The sequence below is a fragment of the Aeromonas sp. 9A genome, from assembly GCF_963900955.1.
GTDB classification, from domain to species: domain Bacteria; phylum Pseudomonadota; class Gammaproteobacteria; order Enterobacterales; family Aeromonadaceae; genus Aeromonas; species Aeromonas salmonicida.
This window is the reverse complement of sequence record NZ_CAWRFG010000001.1, coordinates 1,127,932-1,147,886: the sequence shown is the minus strand read 5'-3', so window position 1 is coordinate 1,147,886 and position 19,955 is coordinate 1,127,932. Positions and strand designations below refer to the sequence as shown.

The 19,955-nt window shown below is 60.4% G+C and carries 19 protein-coding genes; 9 read left to right on the top strand and 10 right to left on the bottom strand.

Translation table 11 applies throughout. The annotated features are described in order from the left end of the window. The first annotated feature begins 36 nt into the window (after positions 1–36). The 6 genes from gluQRS to AACX78_RS05640 all read left to right on the top strand — a co-directional run bounded on the left by gluQRS (position 37) and on the right by AACX78_RS05640 (position 5,223). Positions 37–948, top strand: a complete 912-nt coding sequence (gene gluQRS / locus AACX78_RS05665) for a tRNA glutamyl-Q(34) synthetase GluQRS (protein ID WP_201302791.1) — start codon at positions 37–39, stop codon at positions 946–948. A 121-nt stretch (positions 949–1,069) separates the two neighbouring features. Further along, on the top strand, positions 1,070–2,545 hold the full coding sequence (gene pcnB, locus AACX78_RS05660) for a polynucleotide adenylyltransferase PcnB (RefSeq protein ID WP_159165624.1): 1,476 nt from the start codon (positions 1,070–1,072) through the stop codon (positions 2,543–2,545). Between the two features lie 11 nt (positions 2,546–2,556). Further along, on the top strand, positions 2,557–3,054 hold the full coding sequence (folK, locus tag AACX78_RS05655) for a 2-amino-4-hydroxy-6-hydroxymethyldihydropteridine diphosphokinase (RefSeq protein WP_159167457.1): 498 nt from the start codon (positions 2,557–2,559) through the stop codon (positions 3,052–3,054). Between the two features lie 15 nt (positions 3,055–3,069). Continuing rightward, positions 3,070–3,864: a 3-methyl-2-oxobutanoate hydroxymethyltransferase gene (panB, locus tag AACX78_RS05650; RefSeq protein ID WP_058395902.1), complete on the top strand. Its 795-nt coding sequence runs from the start codon at positions 3,070–3,072 to the stop codon at positions 3,862–3,864. A gap of 127 nt (positions 3,865–3,991) precedes the next feature. After that, on the top strand, positions 3,992–4,846 hold the full coding sequence (gene panC / locus AACX78_RS05645) for a pantoate--beta-alanine ligase (protein WP_159165623.1): 855 nt from the start codon (positions 3,992–3,994) through the stop codon (positions 4,844–4,846). A 23-nt stretch (positions 4,847–4,869) separates the two neighbouring features. Further along, a complete protein-coding gene (locus tag AACX78_RS05640) occupies positions 4,870–5,223 on the top strand; it encodes a putative quinol monooxygenase (RefSeq protein WP_021139408.1) in 354 nt (117 codons plus the stop codon). 50 nt (positions 5,224–5,273) lie between these two features. Here the strand turns inward: AACX78_RS05640 and AACX78_RS05635 are convergent, their stop codons facing one another. The 3 genes from AACX78_RS05635 to hpt form a co-directional block, all read right to left on the bottom strand. Then, on the bottom strand, positions 5,274–6,047 hold the full coding sequence (locus AACX78_RS05635; RefSeq protein ID WP_005313201.1) for an ABC transporter permease: 774 nt from the start codon (positions 6,045–6,047) through the stop codon (positions 5,274–5,276). Beyond that, positions 6,044–6,961 carry an ABC transporter ATP-binding protein gene (locus AACX78_RS05630; RefSeq protein WP_005313204.1) on the bottom strand — a complete coding sequence of 306 codons (918 nt, stop codon included), beginning with the start codon at positions 6,959–6,961 and terminating at the stop codon, positions 6,044–6,046. The genes AACX78_RS05635 and AACX78_RS05630 overlap by 4 nt, the downstream gene beginning before the upstream one ends. Before the next feature lie 111 nt (positions 6,962–7,072). Next, positions 7,073–7,603, bottom strand: a complete 531-nt coding sequence (hpt, locus tag AACX78_RS05625; protein ID WP_005313207.1) for a hypoxanthine phosphoribosyltransferase — start codon at positions 7,601–7,603, stop codon at positions 7,073–7,075. A gap of 200 nt (positions 7,604–7,803) precedes the next feature. On the opposite strand from hpt, the gene AACX78_RS05620 reads away from it, so the two are divergent. Further along, positions 7,804–8,418, top strand: coding sequence for a TetR/AcrR family transcriptional regulator (locus tag AACX78_RS05620; RefSeq protein WP_011898368.1), 615 nt, complete (start codon positions 7,804–7,806; stop codon positions 8,416–8,418). Between the two features lie 82 nt (positions 8,419–8,500). Here AACX78_RS05620 and AACX78_RS05615 read toward each other — a convergent pair whose 3' ends face one another. Then, positions 8,501–9,112, bottom strand: coding sequence for a flavin prenyltransferase UbiX (locus tag AACX78_RS05615; RefSeq protein ID WP_021139410.1), 612 nt, complete (start codon positions 9,110–9,112; stop codon positions 8,501–8,503). Positions 9,113–9,170: 58 nt separating this feature from the next. Continuing rightward, entirely contained in the window at positions 9,171–10,541 is a 1,371-nt protein-coding gene (gene mpl / locus AACX78_RS05610) for a UDP-N-acetylmuramate:L-alanyl-gamma-D-glutamyl-meso-diaminopimelate ligase (RefSeq protein WP_159165622.1), read from the bottom strand. A gap of 234 nt (positions 10,542–10,775) precedes the next feature. On the opposite strand from mpl, the gene ppa reads away from it, so the two are divergent. Beyond that, positions 10,776–11,306 (top strand): inorganic diphosphatase, encoded by a 531-nt coding sequence (gene ppa, locus AACX78_RS05605; protein ID WP_005313216.1) that lies wholly within the window; start codon positions 10,776–10,778, stop codon positions 11,304–11,306. Between the two features lie 88 nt (positions 11,307–11,394). Here ppa and hemE read toward each other — a convergent pair whose 3' ends face one another. The 5 genes from hemE to AACX78_RS05580 all read right to left on the bottom strand — a co-directional run bounded on the left by hemE (position 11,395) and on the right by AACX78_RS05580 (position 18,542). Beyond that, complete coding sequence (hemE, locus tag AACX78_RS05600; protein WP_005313219.1) at positions 11,395–12,462, bottom strand: uroporphyrinogen decarboxylase; 1,068 nt, start codon at positions 12,460–12,462, stop codon at positions 11,395–11,397. A gap of 163 nt (positions 12,463–12,625) precedes the next feature. Continuing rightward, the gene (gene nudC / locus AACX78_RS05595; RefSeq protein ID WP_159165621.1) at positions 12,626–13,405 is read right to left on the bottom strand and encodes an NAD(+) diphosphatase; all 780 of its coding nucleotides are present in this window, start codon (positions 13,403–13,405) and stop codon (positions 12,626–12,628) included. Positions 13,406–13,598: 193 nt separating this feature from the next. After that, entirely contained in the window at positions 13,599–16,763 is a 3,165-nt protein-coding gene (putA, locus tag AACX78_RS05590) for a bifunctional proline dehydrogenase/L-glutamate gamma-semialdehyde dehydrogenase PutA (RefSeq protein WP_159165620.1), read from the bottom strand. A gap of 268 nt (positions 16,764–17,031) precedes the next feature. Continuing rightward, positions 17,032–17,637: a TIGR04211 family SH3 domain-containing protein gene (locus AACX78_RS05585; protein WP_159165619.1), complete on the bottom strand. Its 606-nt coding sequence runs from the start codon at positions 17,635–17,637 to the stop codon at positions 17,032–17,034. 152 nt (positions 17,638–17,789) lie between these two features. After that, complete coding sequence (locus AACX78_RS05580) at positions 17,790–18,542, bottom strand: potassium channel family protein (RefSeq protein ID WP_169046745.1); 753 nt, start codon at positions 18,540–18,542, stop codon at positions 17,790–17,792. 100 nt (positions 18,543–18,642) lie between these two features. Here AACX78_RS05580 and AACX78_RS05575 point away from each other — a divergent pair, with 100 nt between their 5' ends. After that, positions 18,643–19,893, top strand: a complete 1,251-nt coding sequence (locus AACX78_RS05575) for a methyl-accepting chemotaxis protein (RefSeq protein WP_159165617.1) — start codon at positions 18,643–18,645, stop codon at positions 19,891–19,893. The last annotated feature ends 62 nt before the right edge of the window (positions 19,894–19,955 follow it).

Sequence of the window (19,955 nt, the reverse complement as noted above, 5' to 3'; positions counted from 1 at the left end):
GAATGCAGCCTCAATGAACCGTTTGCCCGAATTGCCATGTCCGTGAATACAGTCCCGTCTCCCCAGACTCGCCCTTATATAGGCCGCTTTGCTCCCTCCCCGTCAGGCCCGCTCCACTTTGGTTCCCTGATAGCGGCGCTCGGCAGTTTCTTGCAGGCCAGGGCGCAGCAAGGACGCTGGCTGGTGCGGATCGAAGATATAGATCCGCCACGGGAGATGGCCGGTGCCGCCCCTCTTATCCTGCAGACACTGGAGGCCTATGGCCTGGAGTGGGATGGGGAGGTCATGTACCAGAGCCAGCGCCACGGCCGCTATGACGACGTCATAGCGCAGCTCTATCAGGCAGGGGATCTCTACTGGTGCCGCTGTACCCGGCGCGAGATCATGGCAGGCGGCGGCTTTTACAACGGTCACTGCCGCGCACTGGGGCTGGCGGCAGAAGGTTGCGCCGCCCGGCTGCGCCAGCGCCATCCCGTCTACCATTTCGACGATGCGCTGCAGGGACACGTCTCTGTGCCCGCCGGTCTTGCCGATGAGGACTTCATCATCCGCCGCCGGGACGGCCTCTATGCCTATAACCTGGCGGTGGTGATAGATGACATGGACTGCGGCATCACTGAGATAGTGCGCGGCGCCGATCTGCTGGAGCCCACAGTGCGCCAGATTGCCCTCTACCAGACTCTGGGGGCAAACGTGCCTGCCTGGGTACACCTGCCGCTGGCGGTGCTGGCGGATGGCCACAAACTGTCGAAGCAGAACCATGCTCCGGCACTGGCGCTTGACGAGGTCAGGCCAGCCCTGTGGCAGGCACTCGAGTTTCTCGGCCAATGCCCGCCACCCGAGCTGATGGCAAGCAGGATTGACGAGGTGATCGGCTGGGGTATTGCCCACTGGCGGCTCGACCAAGTCCCATCCAGAGAGAAGATCAGCCTGGGCTCTCTGACATAGACAGCACAAATTTTTATTTAGCCAAGCCTGAAATTGTTGAATGAAGCACATCGTTTTTCATTTGGTCAGGCCTGAGCTATGATAGGCCGCTATTTTTTGGCCTCCCGTCAATTTAGAAGTCATGAAGAGGTGTACCATTTTTTCCCAGATCGCAAACTTTTGCCGCAAGGTGCTCGGCAAGGAAGACGGCGAGCAGTCGGTGGAGTCTCCCATCCCAGCCCACGTAACCGGGCAGCGTCGTACTTTAAGCCGTGACCAGCACCCTATCTCGCGCAAAGAGATCAGCGAGAATGCGCTCAAGGTGCTCTATCGCCTGAACAAGGGTGGCTATGATGCCTACCTGGTCGGCGGAGGTGTCCGGGATATTCTGCTCGGGAGAACGCCAAAGGATTTCGACATTGCCACCAACGCAACGCCGGAGCAGATCAAGGCGCTGTTCAGCAACTGCCGCCTGATTGGCCGCCGCTTCCGCCTGGCCCACATCGTCTTTGGTCGTGACGTGATCGAAGTGGCCACCTTCCGGGGTCACCACCATCAGGTCAATACCAGCAAGCATGTCTCGGCCCAGTCTGATGAAGGCATGCTGCTGCGCGACAACGTCTACGGCACCATCGAAGAGGATGCCGAGCGCCGCGACTTTACCGTCAATGCCCTCTATTACAGTGCCCGGGATTTCACCCTGCACGATTTCGAAGGTGGCATAGAGGATCTCGCCCAGCGCAAACTGGAGCTGATCGGCGACCCCGAGACCCGCTATCGCGAGGATCCGGTGCGGATGCTGCGCGCCATGCGTTTTGCAGCCAAGCTGGACATGACCATCAGCCCGCGCAGCGCCGCCCCCATCAAGGAGCTGGCCCCGCTGCTGCAGGATATTCCGCCCGCCCGTCTGTTTGAGGAGACGCTCAAGCTGTTCCTGGCTGGTGATGGTCTGGCGACCTACAAGCTGATGCGTGAATACGGGCTGTTCCAGCCGCTGTTCCCGCAAGTGGCCGCCCTGTTCACCCCGCACGGCACCTCGCCGTTCGAGCAGTTCATCGAGCTGGCGCTGATCGATACCGACACCCGGGTGCGGGAAGACAAACGGGTCACCCCCGCCTTCCTCTACGCCACCCTGCTGTGGGGCTGTGTCGAAGCCCGTGCCCGCGTGCTGGAAAACGAAAGCGGCCTGCCCTGGCACGACGCCTTCATGCTGGCGATCAACGAGGTGCTGGACAATCAGGTGCGTATCATCGCAGTACCACGCCGCTTCACCACGGATGTCCGCGACATCTGGGCACTGCAGCAGCGCCTGACCCGCCGTCAGGGCCGTCATCCCGAGCGTGCCATGGAGCACCCGAAATTCCGCGCCGCCTACGACTTCCTGTTGCTGCGCAACCGGGTCGAGCGAGGCCTTGGCGAGCTCGCCAGCTGGTGGGAACGTTATGTGGAGTCCAACCCTGACGTACGCCCACAACTGCAACGGGAAGCGACCCGCCGCCCTGCGAGTGGCGAGCATGCCCAAGCCGGTGAACCCCGCAGCGGTGACGGCGAGAAACGTGATAGCAAGAGTCGCAGCCGTCGTCGCCCGCGCCGTCGCAAACCGAAAGCGGCGCAGTGACCACCAGCGTCATGACCGAGGTCTTCGTTGCCATCGGCTCCAATCTGGCTGACCCACTCGGTCAGGCTCGCCGCGCCGTCGCCGCACTGGCGGCGCTGCCGGAGTCCCGGTTGCAACAGGCGTCCTCGTTTTACAGCAGCCGCCCCATGGGCCCTGCGGATCAGCCGGACTACGTCAATGCCGTAGTGCGGCTGACGACCTGGCTAGGCCCTTTGGCCTTGCTGGATCAATTGCAAAAAATCGAGCTGGAACAGGGACGTGTGCGCAAGGATGAGCGTTGGGGCCCGAGAACTCTGGATCTGGATCTGCTGCTCTATGGCGATCAGATCATAGGGCACGAGCGCCTCGTCGTTCCCCATTACGGCATGAAGGAGCGGGAGTTCGTGCTGCTGCCCCTGGCCGAGATTGCGCCCGCTCTGGTGCTGCCCTGCGGCACCCCGCTCGCGGAACTGGTTGCCCGCTGCCCGACCAATGATCTTGCCATCATTGCCCCCGGTGCAGACGTTTAGGAGCCCTGAAACGTTATGAGCAAGATCACCACCGCCAGCCTGCTGAAGATGAAGCAGGATGACCAAAAAATCACCGCCATCACCGCCTATGATGCCAGTTTCGCCAAGCTGTTCGACGATGAGGGCGCCCACGTGCTGCTCATCGGGGATTCCCTGGGCATGGTACTGCAAGGGGGTCAGGATACCCTGGCCGTCAGCGTGGATGAAATGGTCTATCACACCCGTTGTGTCACTCGTGGTGCCAGCAATGCACTGATCATCGCAGACATGCCGTTCATGAGCTATGCCACCCCGGAGCAGACCTACCAGACAGCCGCTCGCCTGATGGCGGCCGGTGCCCGCATGGTGAAGATGGAGGGGGGCGACTGGCTGTGTGACAGCATTCGCCACCTGACCCGCAACGGCGTGCCTGTCTGTGGTCACCTCGGTCTCACCCCCCAGTCCGTCCATGTGTTTGGCGGCTTCAAGGTGCAGGGGCGTGACGAGTATCAGGCCCAGGAGATCTACCGTCAGGCGCTCTGCCTGCAAGAAGCCGGCATCCAGCTGCTGGTGCTCGAGTGCGTGCCGGTCGCCCTGGCCGAGCGCATCACCAAGGCACTGCGGATCCCGGTGATCGGCATTGGTGCAGGCCCGGCCACCGACGGCCAGATCCTGGTGATGCACGATGCCTTTGGCATCACCTCCGGTTATGTGCCCAAGTTCACCAAGAACTTCCTGGCCGAAACCGGTGACATGCATGCAGCCATCCGGCTCTATGTGCAACAGGTGAGCGAGGGTACCTTCCCCGGCCCGGAGCACAGCTTCAACTGATCCAGGCCTCATGGACTGCAACGGGGGCGAAAGCCCCCGTTTCGCCATTCATGGCAGGCTGATTTAATCCGTATCCCTTTGATTTATTAACCCATATCTCTTTGATTAATCCGAAGGTGCACTGCTGATGTTGGTCGTTAACAATCCTCTCGTTTTACGTGAACAGATTAGCCTTTGGCGCCGTGAAGGGCGTTCCATCGCATTTGTGCCCACCATGGGCAATCTGCATCAGGGCCATCTCACTCTGGTTGAGCAGGCGCACAGCCACGCCGAGAAGGTGGTGGTCAGCATCTTCGTCAACCCGATGCAGTTCGACAAGGCCGAAGATCTCGCCAACTATCCCCGTACGCTGGAAGAGGATTGCGCCGCCCTGAACGCTGCGGGGGTCGACCTGGTGTTCACCCCGACGCCGGAGATCATGTATCCGCAAGGACTGGCCAGCCAGACCTTCGTCGAAGTGCCGGGTCTCTCCGGCTTGCTGGAAGGGGCGCTGCGCCCGGGCCATTTTCGTGGCGTCAGTACCGTAGTGACCAAGCTGTTCAACCTGGTACAGCCGGATGTGGCCTGTTTCGGCCAGAAGGATTACCAGCAGCTGGCGCTCATTCGCAAGATGGTGGCGGACATGGCCATGCCCATCGAGATCGTCGGCGTGCCCACGGTGCGGGCTGAAGACGGGCTGGCGCTCTCGTCACGCAACGGCTATCTGACGACGGCCGAGCGTGCGCTGGCACCCGAGCTGGCGCGTACCATGAACTGGATTGCCGAGCAGATTGAAGGAGGCGATCACCACCTGCCCTCCCTGGTGGCCCAGGCCAGCCAGCGTCTCGACAACGCAGGTTTTCGCACCGACGCCATCGACATCGTGGATGCCACTACCCTGGAGTCGGCCACCGACAAGAGCCGGCATCTGGTGATCCTGATGGCGGCTTACCTGGGCAAGGCCCGTCTCATCGACAACCGAGTGGTGATGCTCAGCGCCTGAGCAACCCCGATCAGGAGAACTATATGTCCAAGAAGGTTTATTGCATCGCCCAGTTCCTGCCCAAGCCCGGCCAGGAACAGGCCCTGTTTCAGGTGCTGCAAGCGCTCGAGCCAAACACGCTGCGCGAAGATGGCTGCCAGCAGTACATTGTCACCCGCCATATCCCCAGCCCCTTTGCCGAAGGGGAGAGCTTCCCCATCGTCTTCAACGAGATCTGGCGTGACATGGCCAGCTTCGAGGCCCACTGCCAGCGCGCCGAGATCAAATCCTTCTTCGAGCGTTACTGCCTGGCCGAGGATGGCCTGGCTGCCAAGTGGAACGTCTGCGTCTACAGCGACGAACCGGCGCAATATGACGCTCCCCTCCTCCGGGGCTAACCCTCATGCAGTAAAAAGGCGCCAACAGGCGCCTTTTTCATGGTTGCAACTCAGTGCCTCAATCCGGTACCCCGGGAAATAAGCCACCAGGCCAACCCGTAGAGCGCGACTATGAAGCCGATGATGATGAGGTAGGCGGTGCCGAGCGGCACATCGGAGATACCGAGGAAGCCGTAACGGAAGGCGTTCACCATGTAGATGATGGGGTTCACCTGGGAGACCCCCTGCCAGAAGGGCGGCAGCAGGCTGATGGAGTAAAACACCCCGCCCAGATAGGTGAGTGGCGTCAGCACGAAAGTGGGGATGATGCTGATGTCGTCAAAAGTCTTGGCAAATATCGCATTGATGAGGCCACCCAGGGAGAACAGGATCGAGGTGAGCAGCACGGTGAAGCAGACGCTGAACAGGTGATGGATCTGCAACGGCACGAAGAACAGCGACACCAGGGTGACGATGAGACCGACACAGATACCCCGCGCCACGCCACCACCCACGTAACCGGCGATGATGATGTAGTTGGGCACAGGGGCTACCAGCAACTCTTCCACGTTGCGCTGGAACTTGGCGCTGAAGAAGGAGGAGGCAACGTTGGAGTAAGAGTTGGTGATCACCGACATCATGATGAGACCGGGCACGATGAACTCCATGTAACTGAAGCCCCCCATGTCACCGATGCGCGAGCCGATGAGGTTGCCGAAGATGACAAAATAAAGGCTCATTGTGATGGCGGGCGGCACCAGAGTCTGGATCCAGATCCGGGTGAAGCGGCTTATCTCCTTGGCCAGAATGCTCTTGAAGGCGATGTAGTAGGTGGTCAGATTCATGCTTTTCTCCCCTCCTCGACCAGGTTGACGAACAACTCTTCCAGTCGGTTGGCCTTGTTGCGCATACTCAGCACCTGCACTTGCTGGCTAGACAACTGCTCGAACAGGCTGTTGAGGGACTGGCTCTTTTCCAGATCCACTTCCAGGGTGCGTTCATCCTGCATGCGGCCATTGAACTCGGGCACGTTTGGCACGGCGGAGCCCGGTGCCAGATCCAGCATGAAGGTCTCCCGGCCCAGCTTGCCCAGCAGGTTTTTCATGCTGGTGTTCTCGATCAGCCGACCCTTGTCGATGATGCCGATGTTGCGGCACAGCATCTCGGCCTCTTCCAGATAGTGGGTGGTGAGAATGATGGTGACGCCCTGTTCGTTGAGCTCTTTGAGGAAGGTCCACATGGAGCGGCGGATCTCGATATCCACCCCGGCGGTCGGTTCATCCAGGATCAGCAGTCTGGGCTCATGCATCAGGGCTCGGGCTATCATCAGCCGACGCTTCATGCCGCCGGAGAGGGTGCGGGCCGGCATGTCCCGTTTGTCCCACAAGTCGAGCTGGCGCAGGTACTTCTCGGCGCGGATCTTGGCTTCCGCCCTGGGCACGCCGTAGAAACCGGCCTGATGGGTGACTATCTGACTCACCTTCTCGAACTGGCTGAAGTTGAACTCCTGCGGTACCAAACCGAGCTGGGCCTTGGCCTGTTCGAGATCGCTGTCGATGTCGTAGCCAAACACCTTCACCTTGCCGGCGCTCTTGTTCACCAGTGAACTGATGACACCGATGGTGGTGGACTTGCCCGCGCCGTTAGGACCGAGCAGGGCGAAGAAATCCCCCTGCTTGACGGTGAGATCTATGCCTTTCAGGGCTTCGACGCCCCCCTGATAGGTCTTTTTCAGGCCGCTGATTTCCAATGCGTTCATTGCAACCTCTGTGATGGCGGATCCCATCTCGATACAGAAAAGGCGGCCAAGGCCGCCTGCAGACAGAAGATGGCGCAAGGCCACCTCGCCCGGGATCTTCCTGGACCTTGCTTACTCTTGCGGAACTACTTTGCCGATAAACGGCAGATTGCGGTACTTCTGGGCGTAGTCAATGCCACAACCCACCACGAATTCGTCCGGAATGGAGAAACCGATCCAGTCCACCGGCACCTGCACCTCGCGGCGGGACGGTTTGTCCAGCAGGGTGCAGATGGCCAGGGATTTCGGCTCGCGCAGTGACAGGATTTCACGCACCTTGTTGAGGGTGTAACCGGTGTCAATGATGTCCTCGACGATCACCACATCCTTGCCCTTGATGTCATCATCCAGGTCTTTCAGGATACGAACGTCACGGGTGCTGCGCATGCCGGAGCCGTAGCTGGAGGCAGTCATAAAATCCAGGGTAATGGGCAGCGGGGTCTGGCGGCACAAGTCGGCCAGGAAGACGCAGGAACCACGCAGCAGGCCAATCATGACCACTTCGTCAGAACCCTGATAACGGGCGGTGATCTCTTCACCCAATTTGGCGATCCGGGCGGCAACATCGGCCTCGGAGATCATCACCTCGACAGTGTGTTTCATCACTTACTCCCTCATGGCCAAAGGGGATTTGGCCGTTCATTAACGTCAAAACCGAGGATTCTACCATCCAAGCCGGGAGGCGTCAGGCATACGTGATGCTTTTATCGGCTTATTTTAATTGATAGAGTTAGCAGGCCCTCGGGCATTATCGGTGACAATACTATAAACACCATAATCAATAACTATTAGATGAAAAAACTATGGAACCACGCGCAGAAATTAGACGTCGAACCCGGCTTTCTCCGGAAGCTCGGCGCAATCAATTGATGGAATGTGCCATCGAAGTGTTTTCCCGTCGCGGCATTGGCCGTGCGGGTCACGCCGAAATTGCAGAACAGGCCAAAGTCTCGGTAGCTACCGTGTTCAACTATTTCAACACCCGCGAAGAGTTGGTGGATGAGGTGTTGGCCGAGATCGAACGTTTCGTTCACCAGATGCTGGAACAGGCCTATACCGGCCAGGGCCCGGTCAAGGAGAGCATTCACCGTCACGTGAAGCTGTTTGTTGACGCCGCTTACGATCAGCCCGACCACGCCAGTATCTGGCTGGAGTGGAGCTCATCGGTGCGGGAAGAGGTCTGGCCCCGTTACGCCAAGTTGCTGGACAAGGCGCTGGAACGCATAGCGCCCCACTTGCAACAAGCCATGGATGCCGGTGAGATCCAGAGTGTGCTGTCCGCCCAGGACCTGGCTCGCTCCCTGACCGGCTTTGGTTACGTCATGATGCAGATGATCAATCAGCCACAACGCCCCTCACGGGAAGATGTGACTGATTTTCTGTTCAAGTACGTGACGGCCCCCATCCAGGCTGCATAACCCGCCTCGTGAATAAAAAGCGGCGCCGGACTGTTCAGGTCGACGCCGCTTTTGTTTGTCTGCTATTCGTTCACATCTCGCCTCAAGATTTGGCGTAACCCCAACGCTCTGTCAGGCCATGCTCGATACCGAGGTGATCCAGGATCCGCGCCACCATGAAGTCCACCAGATCTTCGATGCTTTTGGGCTCATGATAAAAACCGGGGGCGGCCGGCATGATAGTCACCCCGAGCCGCGCCAGTTTGAGCATGTTCTCCAGATGGATGGCGGAGAAGGGGCTCTCGCGGGGCACCAGGATCAGCTGGCCGCGCTCCTTGATCACCACATCCGCCGCCCGCTCCAGCAGGTTGTCGGAGGCACCGTTGGCAATGGCCGACACTGTACCCATGGAGCAGGGACAGACCACCATCTGTTTCGGGGCTGCCGAGCCGGAGGCCACCGGCGAGAACCACTCCTCCTTGCCGCAGGCCACTATCTGACCCTCTTTGGCGCCGTACTGGCGACAGAGGTAGGCGGATAGCTCCCTGGGGGAGCCCGGCCAATCCTGCTGCTGCTCTGTCTTGAGCACGACTCTGGCCGCCGATGAGGCCAGCAGATAAACCCGATAGTCCGCCTGCACCAGACACTGGAGCAGGCGCAGGGCATAAGGGGCGCCGGAGGCGCCGGTCAGCGCCAGGGTGACTTGTTTCAGCATGATGGTCCTTGGCTCTTCTGGCATGGGAACAAACAACCGCAAGGGATCAGCAACGACGTCATAGTTCGCCGTGGTAATCCTTGAGACGGGCGATCAGCTTGTCATGAATGCCGCCGAAACCGCCGTTGCTCATGATCAGAATATGATCGCCGTCGCGGCACTCGGCCACCAGACGGTTGATCAGGGTCTCCAGCTCGTTGAACACCTTGGCCGGACGGCTCATGTGAGCGGTCACCTCCCCGAGATCCCAACCTATGTTGGGTGGCTGGAAGAAGAACACCTCGTCGGCGCCGTCAAAGCAGGCTGCCAGCTCCTCTTTGTGGACACCCAGCTTCATGGTGTTGGAACGGGGCTCCAGCACCGCCAGGATGCGGGCCTTGCCCACCTTGGCGCGCAGACCGCCGAGAGTGGTCTCGATAGCGGTGGGGTGGTGGGCAAAATCGTCATAGACGCTGATGCCCGCCACCTCGCCCTTGAGCTCCATCCGCCGCTTGGGTGACTTGAACTGGCACAGGGCAGCTATGCCGTGCTCCACCATGACACCGGCGTGACGGGCAGCAGCGATGGCCATCAGACCGTTGTTGACGTTGTGCTCGCCGATGCACTCCCAGTGCACCTCACCCTGTTTTTCGCCATCCAGCCACACTTCGAAGGCGGAGCCGTCGTCGGTCAGCTTGACCGCCTTCCACTTGGCGTCGTCCTGACCCACCAGCTCGATTTCGCTCCAGCAGCCCATCTTGCGCACCGCAGTGAGGTTGTCATCGGCCTGAGGGAACAGCACCCGGCCATTGCTCGGCACTGTGCGCATCAGGTGGTGGAACTGGCGCTGGATGGCGGCGAGATCCGGGAATATGTCCGCGTGATCGAACTCCAGATTGTTCATTACCAGAGTGCGCGGGTGGTAGTGCACAAACTTGGAGCGCTTGTCGAAGAAGGCGCAGTCATACTCGTCCGCTTCGATGACGAAGAAGGGCGCAGAGCCCAGGCGGGCCGAGACCGGGAAGTTGCCCGGCACGCCACCGATAAGGAAACCCGGCTCCAGCTTGGCGTATTCCAGCACCCAGGCCAGCATGCTGGCGGTGGTGGTCTTGCCATGGGTGCCCGCCACGGCCAGCACCCAGCGATCCTGCAGCACATGCTCCAGCAGCCACTGAGGACCGGAGATATAGGGCAGATTGCGATCCAGCACATACTCCACACAGGGATTGCCACGGCTCATGGCGTTGCCGATCACCACCAGATCCGGTGCCGGATCGAGCTGGGAGGGATCATAACCCTCGGTCAACTCTATGCCCTGTTGCTCGAGCTGGGTACTCATGGGGGGATAGACGTTGGCATCCGAGCCGGTCACCCGATAGCCAAGCTGTTTTGCCAACACCGCCAGACCACCCATGAAGGTGCCGCAGATCCCGAGAATGTGAATATGCATACCGCTGCCTTTTCCAGTAAAGGGAGTGCGCATTCTAGGGGTTGTTGAGGTTGCGGCACAAGCCGCGGTCGCGACGAGAAATCACCAACCCCGGAGAAGGTGACAGCAATTTGGCAGACCCAGGCTGCGCGACATCAGCCAACTCTGTCACAGTGCCCTCGAAATATGGTCATTTGACGCGACATCGCTATAATATCGGCCTGCAAACTTGACTCCAACACTGAAGGAAACGTCATGAGCCTGAACCTGGTACCGGCTGGCAAGAGCCTGCCCGACGACATCTATGTCATCATCGAAATCCCGCAGAATGCCGATCCGATCAAATACGAAGTCGACAAGGACAGCGGTGCCATCTTTGTTGATCGCTTCATGTCTACCCCTATGTTCTACCCGTGCAACTACGGTTACGTGAACGCCACTCTATCTCTGGATGGGGATCCGGTCGACGTGCTGGTGCCGACTCCTTACCCGCTGCTGGCTGGCTCCGTCATTCGTTGCCGCCCGGTTGGCGTGCTGAAGATGACCGACGAATCTGGCGAAGATGCCAAGATCGTGGCCGTTCCGCACTCCAAGCTGACCAAGCAGTACGACCACATCAAGGATGTGAACGATCTGCCCGAGCTGCTGAAAGCCCAGATCCAGCACTTCTTCGAGCGTTACAAAGAGCTGGAAGCGGGCAAGTGGGTCAAGGTTGAAGGTTGGGGCGACAAGGCCGCTGCCGAAGCCGAGATCGTTACCTCTGCCGAGCGTTACGCTGCCAAGTAAGCGTCTCTCTCGTTAAAAGGCCCCTGTGGGCCAATACCAAAAATTAAGGCGCCAATGGCGCCTTAATTTTTTAGGGCTTTCGCCCACCTCAACGGCCGTGGTATTGAGCAGAAAGCTCGTGCACAGCGTTGACGAACACGCCCGCGTGTTCCGGATCCACATCCTGATGGATACCGTGCCCCAGGTTGAAGACGTGGCCGTTGCCGCTGCCAAAGCCCGCCAGTATGGTCGCGACCTCTTCACGAATACGCGCAGGTGCCGCATAGAGCATGGAAGGATCCATGTTGCCCTGCAACGCCACCTTGTCACCGACCCGGCGCTTGGCGTCCGCTATGTCTATGGTCCAGTCCAGCCCCAGGGCATCGCAGCCGGTGGCAGCGATCTGCTCCAGCCACTGGCCGCCGTTTTTGGTGAACAGAGTGACCGGTACGCGGCGACCTTCGTTTTCGCGGATCAGACCGTCGACGATCTTGTGCATGTATTGCAGGGAGAAGTCGCGGTAATCCCGCGGGGTCAGCACGCCGCCCCAGGTGTCGAACACCATGACGGACTGGGCACCGGCCTTGATCTGGGCATTGAGATACCCGATCACGCTGTCGGCCAGCTTGTCCAGCAGCAGGTGCAGTGTCTGCGGCTCTGCATACATCATCTGCTTGATCTTGGTGAAGGCCTTGGAGCTGCCCCCCTCCACCATGTAGGTGGCCAGGGTCCAGGGACTGCCGGAGAAGCCGATGAGCGGCACTTCGCCCTTGAGCTCGCGGCGTATGGTGCGCACCGCATTCATCACGTAGCCGAGCTCGTCTTCCGGATCCGGAATGGGCAGCGCCTGCACGTCGGCCATGGATTTGATGGGTCGCTCGAAGCGCGGGCCTTCACCCTGCTCGAAATAGAGACCCAGCCCCATGGCGTCGGGCACGGTCAGGATGTCGGAGAAGAGGATGGCGGCATCGAGCGGATAGCGGCGCAGGGGCTGCAAGGTGACTTCACAAGCCAGCTCGGCGTTGCGGCACAGGGACATGAAGTCCCCCGCGACGGCGCGGGTCGCCTTGTATTCCGGCAGATAACGGCCAGCCTGGCGCATCATCCATACTGGTGTCATGTCCACGTCCTGGCGCAGCAGGGCACGCAGGTATCGATCGTTCTTCAGCTCTTTCATCCCATTTCCTGAGTCATGTCATGCATAAAATGGCGGATATGATACCACTTTGTACGCGGCGGGGGACGGCCCAAAGATACGGCCGGGCCGCTGCAAGCGCAAAGATGTGAAGGGGCGCAAACAAGCGCCCCGTTTTTACCCTGATGACAAGGTCAGACCGGCCTCAACCCTCTTCGGCAAGGCTCTGCTCAATCAAACGCCGCGCTATGGTGCCATGAGGCGGCAACCGTGGCAGCCGGTCAGCGGTGAAGAAATCAGCTGCCACCAGTTCATCGTCCTGTACCCGGATCTCGCCGCTCTCGTAGTCGGCGGTAAACCCCATCATCAGGCTATGGGGGAAGGGCCAGGGCTGGCTGGCCACATAGCGCACGTTGCGCACCCGGATGCCGCTCTCCTCGAACACCTCCCGCGCCACGCACTGCTCCAGGTTCTCCCCCGCTTCCACGAAGCCTGCCAGCACCGTATACATGGGGTCCTCCACCTGATAGTGACGGCGATGGGCCGCTAGCAGTATCTCGGGCCCCTTGCGCACCGCCACTATGATGCAGGGGGAGATGCGCGGATAGACGGTATGGCCAAGCTGGCACACCTGGGCCCACTCACCCGCCTTGGGGGCCATGGCGGCACCACACTCGCCGCAGAAGCGGTGGCTGTGCCGAAAGGTAGCCAGCTGCCAGGCGCGACCCGCGAGACGAAATCCCTCTTCATCCCCCGCTACCATCAGCTGGCGCAACGGAGTGAAATGGCTGGCATCGGCATCTGCCCCCAGGTCCAGCAAATAGCAGGGCAGGCCATCCCACTCATCGAAACGCTCGAATGACGCCGGGTGAAAATGGGCAGGCAAACAGGCTCGGGGGCCTTGCGGAATATGGCCCTGTTCATCCAGCAGGACGAGGTGATCGCCCCCCAGTACGAACCAGCGGGCCTGTTCGGTTAATGGCATCAGATGCAGACTCTCGTTGAAAATCAGGTTGAAATCCCTTGTCGAAAACAGTGTGCAAGGCACGGACAAGTGACCACCATATTACGGCCGGGCAGGTACCTTGGCGACCCCAGGATGGCGGATCCACCCCACTCCACGGTCAAGAAAAAGGCTGCCCGCAGGCAGCCTTGATGCAAAGACCTCAAAACGTCAATCAGGCATCGCCCATCGCCAGCAGGGAGGCATTGCCGCCCACCGCAGTGGTGTTGATGGTGCGGGTCTTCTCGGTGACGAAGCGGCCGAGGTAGTGGGGACCGCCCGCCTTGGGGCCTGTGCCGGAGAGGCCCTGACCACCGAACGGCTGCACCCCGACCATGGCGCCGATCTGGTTGCGGTTGATGTAGACGTTGCCCACGTTGATGCGGCTGGCCAGCTCCTCGGCGTGGGATTCGTTGCGGCTGTGGATCCCCAGCGTCAGGCCGTAGCCGGTGCCGTTGATATCCGCAATCACCTTGTCCAGCTCACGGGCAGCGTAGCGCACCACATGGAGGATGGGACCGAACTGCTCCTTCACCAGCTCACGGATAGAACCAATCTCCAGCGCCGTCGGTTGCACGAAGTGACCCGCCAGCGTTGCGGATGGCATGGGGGCCTGAGCGATCAGACGTGAGCGCGGGATCATGTGCGCCAGGTGCGCATCCAGCCCGGCCTTGGCCTCGGCGTCGATGACGGGCCCCACGTCCGTGTTGTGCTCGGCCGGATTGCCCACTTTCAGCTCCTGCAGGGCGCCGGTCAGGATCTCCAGCACCCGCGGCGCTATCTCCTCCTGCAGGTAGAGTACCCGCAAGGCTGAGCAACGCTGACCGGCACTCTGGAAGGCGGCGCTCACCACGTCGCGCACCACCTGCTCCGGCAGAGCGGTGGAGTCGACTATCATGGCGTTCTGGCCGCCGGTCTCGGCGATGAGCGGCAGTATGGCACCATCACGCTGGGCCAGCGTCAGGTTGATGAGCTTGGCGGTCTCGGTGGAGCCGGTGAAACAGACGCCGCCAATGCGGGCATCCGCCGTCAGCTTGGCCCCCACTGTGGCGCCATCGCCCGGCAGCAGTTGCAGCACATCACCCGGGATGCCCGCCTGATGAGCCAGGGTCACTGCCAGATGGGCGATGAGGCCGGTCTGCTCCGCCGGTTTGGCGATGACGGTATTGCCGGTGGCCAGCGCCGCCGCGACTTGCCCGAGGAAAATGGCCAGCGGGAAGTTCCACGGGCTGATGCAGACGAAGACGCCCCGGCCCTGCAGGAACAGCTCGTTCTGCTCGCCGGTGTAGCCGGGCAGCAGGGTCGCCTGTCCCATCAAACCACGGGCCTGCAGCGCGTAGTAACGGCAGAAGTCCACCGCCTCGCGCACCTCGTCGATCCCATCCTGCAGCAGCTTGCCCGCCTCGCGAGTACAGAGCGAGATGAACTGCTCGCGGTTGGCTTCCAGCAGATCTGCCAGCTTCTCCAGCGCAGCGGCACGCACGCTTACCGGCGTCTCGCGCCAGCGCGGGAAGGCGGTATGAGCCGAGGCCAGCGCCTGCTCTACCGCCTGTGCGTCGGCCCAGTGGATCTTGCCCACCAGTTGGCTCACATCCTGCGGACTCAGCACTGTACGGGCTTCGCTGCGCTTGAGGGTTTCGCCATCAACGATGGGCCCCGCCAGCCACTGCTTGCTCTCCAGCTCTTTCAAACGGGCAAAGAAGGGGCGCTGGATGGAGACGATATTCATGTTGACGCCGCTGGAGTTCTTGCGGTCGCTGAACAGATTCACCGGCTGTGGAATGCGATCGTTGGCCAGACTGGTGTAGCGCTTGAGGGTGCGCAGCGGGTGTTCGGCCAGTGAATCCACAGGGGTGTTCGGGTCCACCAGCTTGTGAACGAAGGAGGTGTTGGCCCCGTTTTCCAGCAGGCGACGCACCAGATAGGGCAGCAGATCCTTGTGGGCACCGACCGGGGCATAGATGCGGCAGTGCAGGCCGGGATGGTCGTTCAGCACGGCATTGTGCAACTCCTCCCCCATGCCGTGCAGGCGCTGGAACTCAAACTGGCGATCACCGGCCATTTCCAGAATGCAGACCACGGTATTGGCGTTGTGGGTCGCAAACTGGGGAGAGATGAAGCCGCGGGTCGGCTCGTTCAGCAGATAGCGGGCGCAGGCCAGATAGGAGATGTCGGTACCCGCCTTGCGGGTAAAGAGCGGGTAGCCGGGCAGGCCAGCCTGCTGGGCATATTTCAGCTCGCTGTCCCAGTAGGCCCCCTTCACCAGCCGCACCGGGATCAGGTCCCCCTGCTCCCGGGCCAGCGCCGTCAGCCAGCAGAGCACCGGCAGAGCGCGCTTGGAATAAGCCTGCACTACCATGCCGAGCTTGCCCCAGCCACGATTGGCGTCAGAGCGGTAGAGCTGCTCGAAGAGATCCAGTGACAGCTCGAGGCGGTCCATCTCCTCGGCATCGATGCTGATGGCCACATCCTTGTCGCGGGCCAGGCGCACCAGACCCACCAACCGCTCGCTCATTTCGCCGAGCACCCGCTCGCGGTTCGCCACGTCATAGCGCGGATGCAGGGCCGACAGCTTGATGGAGATGGACGGCGCCGGGCCGCCGTCGCTGATGCGCTCATTGCCGACCGCCTCGATGGCGCGCTGGTAGTCGCCGAAATACTTGTCCGCATCGGCCAGGGTCAGGGCGGACTCCCCCAACATGTCATAGGTATGGGTGTAACCCTTCTCGCGGGACTTGCGGCTCGCCTTGAGGGCCTCTTTCATATCGCGCCCCAGCACGAACTGCTTGCCCATTATCTTCATGGCGGCATACATGGCGGAGCGCACCACAGGCTCGCCGAGCTTGTTGACCATGCGCCCCAGCATGTTGGTCGGATTGCCGTCCAGCTTCTTGTCCAGCTTGATGATCTTGCCGGTCAGCATCAGGCCCCAGGTGGAGGCATTGACCAGGGTGGAGTCGCTCTTGCGAAAATGGGAGGACCAGTTGGCGCCGGAGAGCTTGTCCTTGATGAGGGCGTCGGCGGTCTCTGCATCGGGGATGCGCAGCAGGGCCTCTGCCAGGCACATCAGTATGATCCCCTCCTGGGTATCCAGGCTGTACTCCTGCAAGAAGGCATCGATGCCATCTCCCGAACCACTCTCCTTGCGCACCTTGGTGACCAGGGCGCGGGCGCGCTGGGTCACCTGCTCCAGCGAGGCGCCATCCCCCGGTAACATGGCGGAAAGCTCCGCCAGATAGGCGTTTTCATCCACCACGTAATTCTGGGTGATGGCTTCGCGCAAGGCGGCCAGATCGGAGGGAATGTAGTCAGCAGCAAGCACTTGAGTAGCTTTGAACATAGGGGGTCTTCCTGTACGCCCGCAGGCTATATCGACGAAGGCGGTCGTGCCGCCGAAACGCCGATAATGTATACAATATCCACCCATAGATGAAATGAAATTGTTGCCTTCTATTAACAAAAATCGCTGACTGGCCAATTTAGCCTGTATACAGACCAGGAGACGGCGAGATAGACAAGTTTATCGCCTTATTTTGTATACAATTTTATGCGAGGCAAAAAAGAGGGGCCGCTATTGCGACCCCTCTTCATCCGACCGACAGGAACCGTCAGTTCATCCAGCGCTCACCGCGACTGCGGCGGCGGGGCAGCATGGGCAACAGTATGCCAAGCAATATGCCGCCACCCACCATGGCACCACCGCGGATGAACCAGTCCATCTGCATGTCGTGCTCCTGGTTGTCATAGCTGCGGGTCAGGGCCTCGTTCTGCTCCTTGAGGTTACCCATCTCCTCGCTCTGGCTGGCAAGCTGGGTCTTCAGGCTGTCGATCTCCTTGCTCTGCTCGGCGATCTTGCCATCCTTCTCGGTGAAGCGTTTTTCATTGTCACCGTTGAGGTTCTGCAGGCGAGCCTTGAGATCTTCCAGCTCTTGCTGGACCTGGGGCAGACGCTCGCGCAGGCTGATCTCGCCCTGCAGCTCGGCGTTCTTGATCCAGCCTTCACGGCCACGACCGTCCACCACCTGGGTGAAACCGGCTTCGTTGTTCACCGCCTTTACTTCCAGCGGTTCACCCGCCTTGACGCTGCCGAGGATCCGGAACTGGGTACCCGGACCATTGTGGATGAAGGTAAAGATGTTGTCTGAGACATAACGGGTGTCGGCCAGTGCCTGTTGGGCACACAAGCAGATAAGGATCCCGAGAAGGGCGCGCATGGTCGATCGGTTCTCTTCTTTTGGTTAGGTGACAGGCCGAATGTTAAGCCGCCAGCGGGTCAAAGGACAAGCAAAGAAAAGCGCTTCCCCCCGAGCTGAGAGCTGACTCGCAACTTGCCCCTCACTGACGCGACCATTCCGGACGTCGCAGGCTATTTCTGTTTCAGTGCCTTCACCTCTTCGCGCAGGGCACGCAGCTCCTGCAGCAGCAGATCCTGCTGCGCACTCTGTTGATGGCGCCACTTTTCCAGTTCGTTGTCACCCCGCCCGTGTTGCAGGAACAGGCTGGCCATGAAGCCGCTCAGGGCGCTGAACAGACCGACCCCGAAGATGATCATCAGGCTGGCGACGAAACGCCCCTCCTCGGTTTGCGGCACTATGTCGCCGTAACCGATGGTAGAGAGCGTCACCAGGGTCCACCAAAAGGCGTCATAGGCGTTGTGGATCTGGCTACCGGGTCTGTCTCCCTCGACCCAGTAGATGAGTGCCGTGCCCACCCCGATTTGCAGGAAAAAGATCAGCAGTATCCCGGCCAGACGGCTCTCGTTTCGCCCCCTGCGCACTATGGCAAGCAGGTCCGGGTTGCTGCGCAGCAGCTGGATCACCCGGTAGAGCTGGATCAGCCTGGCCCAGCGCAACTGCTCCACCATGGGCAGACTGCCCGGCAGATAGAACCAGTTCGCCTTGAAGAAGGCTCGCTTGTCACTGGCACGGAACCAGCCATAGGTGAAATGGGCGAGGAAGACGTAGCAGATCAAACTGTCCAGATCATAAAAGAGGGAGAGCGTCTCGGGAGTGAAGTGGCGAGTCCCCAGCCAGCGGAATCCCACCAGCACCACTGAGACGATGGAGAGCAGGGCCATGAGTAGATCCATGGATCTCAGGCCAGAAGAGTGATGTCGCATACATTTTCCTACTTTAGGCACGGTGCGAATTAATAAAAAGGAAGATAATGCCGATAGTCCTGAGGGCAAAGGAAAACCGGTCATTAAAAGGAGAAAAATTATGCAGTTAAACCCGCTGGAGAGGCGAATGAGCAATATCCGGCTGGTACCCAAAGTGGTACTGCTCATGGTGTTCAGTACTGTGCTGCTGCTGGCCAAGCTCTGGTTCGATGCCAGCAATCTGGAAACCACACTGCTGAGTGAGGGCATCGACGCGGACAAGGCTAACGCCATTGCCGATCGCCTGCTCTGGAGCGGCGTGATGGAAACCGCCGTGATGGGGATCGTCTTCGTCGTGTTGTTGCTGACCGGCTCCCGCCTCATGGTCAAGCAGGTGCACTATCTGGTGGGCCTGCTTGAGCGTTTCGCCCGCAAGGATCTGAGCCACAAGGTGCTGCTCAAGTCTCGTGATGAGTTCGGCGACATCGCCAAGGCCGTGGCCCACTCACAGGAGAACCTCAAGGAGGTGTTCGGCACCCAGCGCGTCGCCTGCAAGGAGCTCAATGACATCGCCTCCCAGGTCACCCTTTGCATGGAAGAGGCCAACGAGGCCATCAACGAAGAGTTCACCCAGATAGAACAACTGGCCAGCGCCATGAGCCAGATGGTGGGTGCCATCCGCGAGGTGGCCGCCCATGCGGAACAAGCTTCCCATGCCACCGCCGAAACCAGCCTGCTGGCCGAAGAGGGCAGCCGCTGCGTGGCGGCGACCGTCAGCACCATTGATACCCTCTCCGGCAACATCCAGCGCTCCTCCAACGTGGTCAATCAGGTGGAACAGGGGGTCGAGCAGATAGGCTCAGTGGTGGATACCATTCGCAGCATTTCGGAGCAGACCAACCTGTTGGCCCTCAACGCCGCCATCGAGGCCGCCCGTGCCGGTGAAGCGGGTCGCGGCTTTGCCGTGGTCGCCTCCGAGGTGCGCGAGCTGGCCAATCGGGCCCAGGCGGCTACCGTCGAGATCCAGAAGATGATCGAGCAGTTGCAGGGCAATGCCCACCAGGCAGCCGAGTTGATGGCCCAGAGCGTGCAACAGGCCGACAAGGGGGTGGAGCAGGTGACCCAGGCCGGCGATCAGCTCGCCACCATAGTGCAGCGGGTACAGGGTGTGGCGGACATGAATCGCCAGATCGCGGCCGCCTCCGAGCAACAGAGCTCGGTGGCCGAGGAGATGAGCGGCAATCTGGAGCAGGTAAAACAAGTCGTGGAAGGTTCAGTGGTGGTACTGCGGGAGCTGCAGGAAGCCTCCGAGCTAGTGGAACATCACAGCCAGACGCTGGATACCCATATTCAGGCCTTCAAACTGGCCTGATGGCATCACGTGAGCCAACCTGTGGGCTCGTGGTGCCCGCTACCGAATGCCGGATAACCCCA

Excerpts from the sequence above, each read along its gene's own strand:
- gluQRS (WP_201302791.1), top strand. The coding sequence starts at position 37 with ATGTCCGTGAATACAGTCCCGTCTCCCCAGACTCGCCCTTATATAGGC.
- pcnB (WP_159165624.1), top strand. The coding sequence starts at position 1,070 with ATGAAGAGGTGTACCATTTTTTCCCAGATCGCAAACTTTTGCCGCAAG.
- folK (WP_159167457.1), top strand. The coding sequence starts at position 2,557 with ATGACCGAGGTCTTCGTTGCCATCGGCTCCAATCTGGCTGACCCACTC.
- panB (WP_058395902.1), top strand. The coding sequence starts at position 3,070 with ATGAGCAAGATCACCACCGCCAGCCTGCTGAAGATGAAGCAGGATGAC.
- panC (WP_159165623.1), top strand. The coding sequence starts at position 3,992 with ATGTTGGTCGTTAACAATCCTCTCGTTTTACGTGAACAGATTAGCCTT.
- AACX78_RS05640 (WP_021139408.1), top strand. The coding sequence starts at position 4,870 with ATGTCCAAGAAGGTTTATTGCATCGCCCAGTTCCTGCCCAAGCCCGGC.
- AACX78_RS05635 (WP_005313201.1), bottom strand. The coding sequence starts at position 6,047 with ATGAATCTGACCACCTACTACATCGCCTTCAAGAGCATTCTGGCCAAG.
- AACX78_RS05630 (WP_005313204.1), bottom strand. The coding sequence starts at position 6,961 with ATGAACGCATTGGAAATCAGCGGCCTGAAAAAGACCTATCAGGGGGGC.
- hpt (WP_005313207.1), bottom strand. The coding sequence starts at position 7,603 with ATGAAACACACTGTCGAGGTGATGATCTCCGAGGCCGATGTTGCCGCC.
- AACX78_RS05620 (WP_011898368.1), top strand. The coding sequence starts at position 7,804 with ATGGAACCACGCGCAGAAATTAGACGTCGAACCCGGCTTTCTCCGGAA.
- AACX78_RS05615 (WP_021139410.1), bottom strand. The coding sequence starts at position 9,112 with ATGCTGAAACAAGTCACCCTGGCGCTGACCGGCGCCTCCGGCGCCCCT.
- mpl (WP_159165622.1), bottom strand. The coding sequence starts at position 10,541 with ATGCATATTCACATTCTCGGGATCTGCGGCACCTTCATGGGTGGTCTG.
- ppa (WP_005313216.1), top strand. The coding sequence starts at position 10,776 with ATGAGCCTGAACCTGGTACCGGCTGGCAAGAGCCTGCCCGACGACATC.
- hemE (WP_005313219.1), bottom strand. The coding sequence starts at position 12,462 with ATGAAAGAGCTGAAGAACGATCGATACCTGCGTGCCCTGCTGCGCCAG.
- nudC (WP_159165621.1), bottom strand. The coding sequence starts at position 13,405 with ATGCCATTAACCGAACAGGCCCGCTGGTTCGTACTGGGGGGCGATCAC.
- putA (WP_159165620.1), bottom strand. The coding sequence starts at position 16,763 with ATGTTCAAAGCTACTCAAGTGCTTGCTGCTGACTACATTCCCTCCGAT.
- AACX78_RS05585 (WP_159165619.1), bottom strand. The coding sequence starts at position 17,637 with ATGCGCGCCCTTCTCGGGATCCTTATCTGCTTGTGTGCCCAACAGGCA.
- AACX78_RS05580 (WP_169046745.1), bottom strand. The coding sequence starts at position 18,542 with ATGCGACATCACTCTTCTGGCCTGAGATCCATGGATCTACTCATGGCC.
- AACX78_RS05575 (WP_159165617.1), top strand. The coding sequence starts at position 18,643 with ATGCAGTTAAACCCGCTGGAGAGGCGAATGAGCAATATCCGGCTGGTA.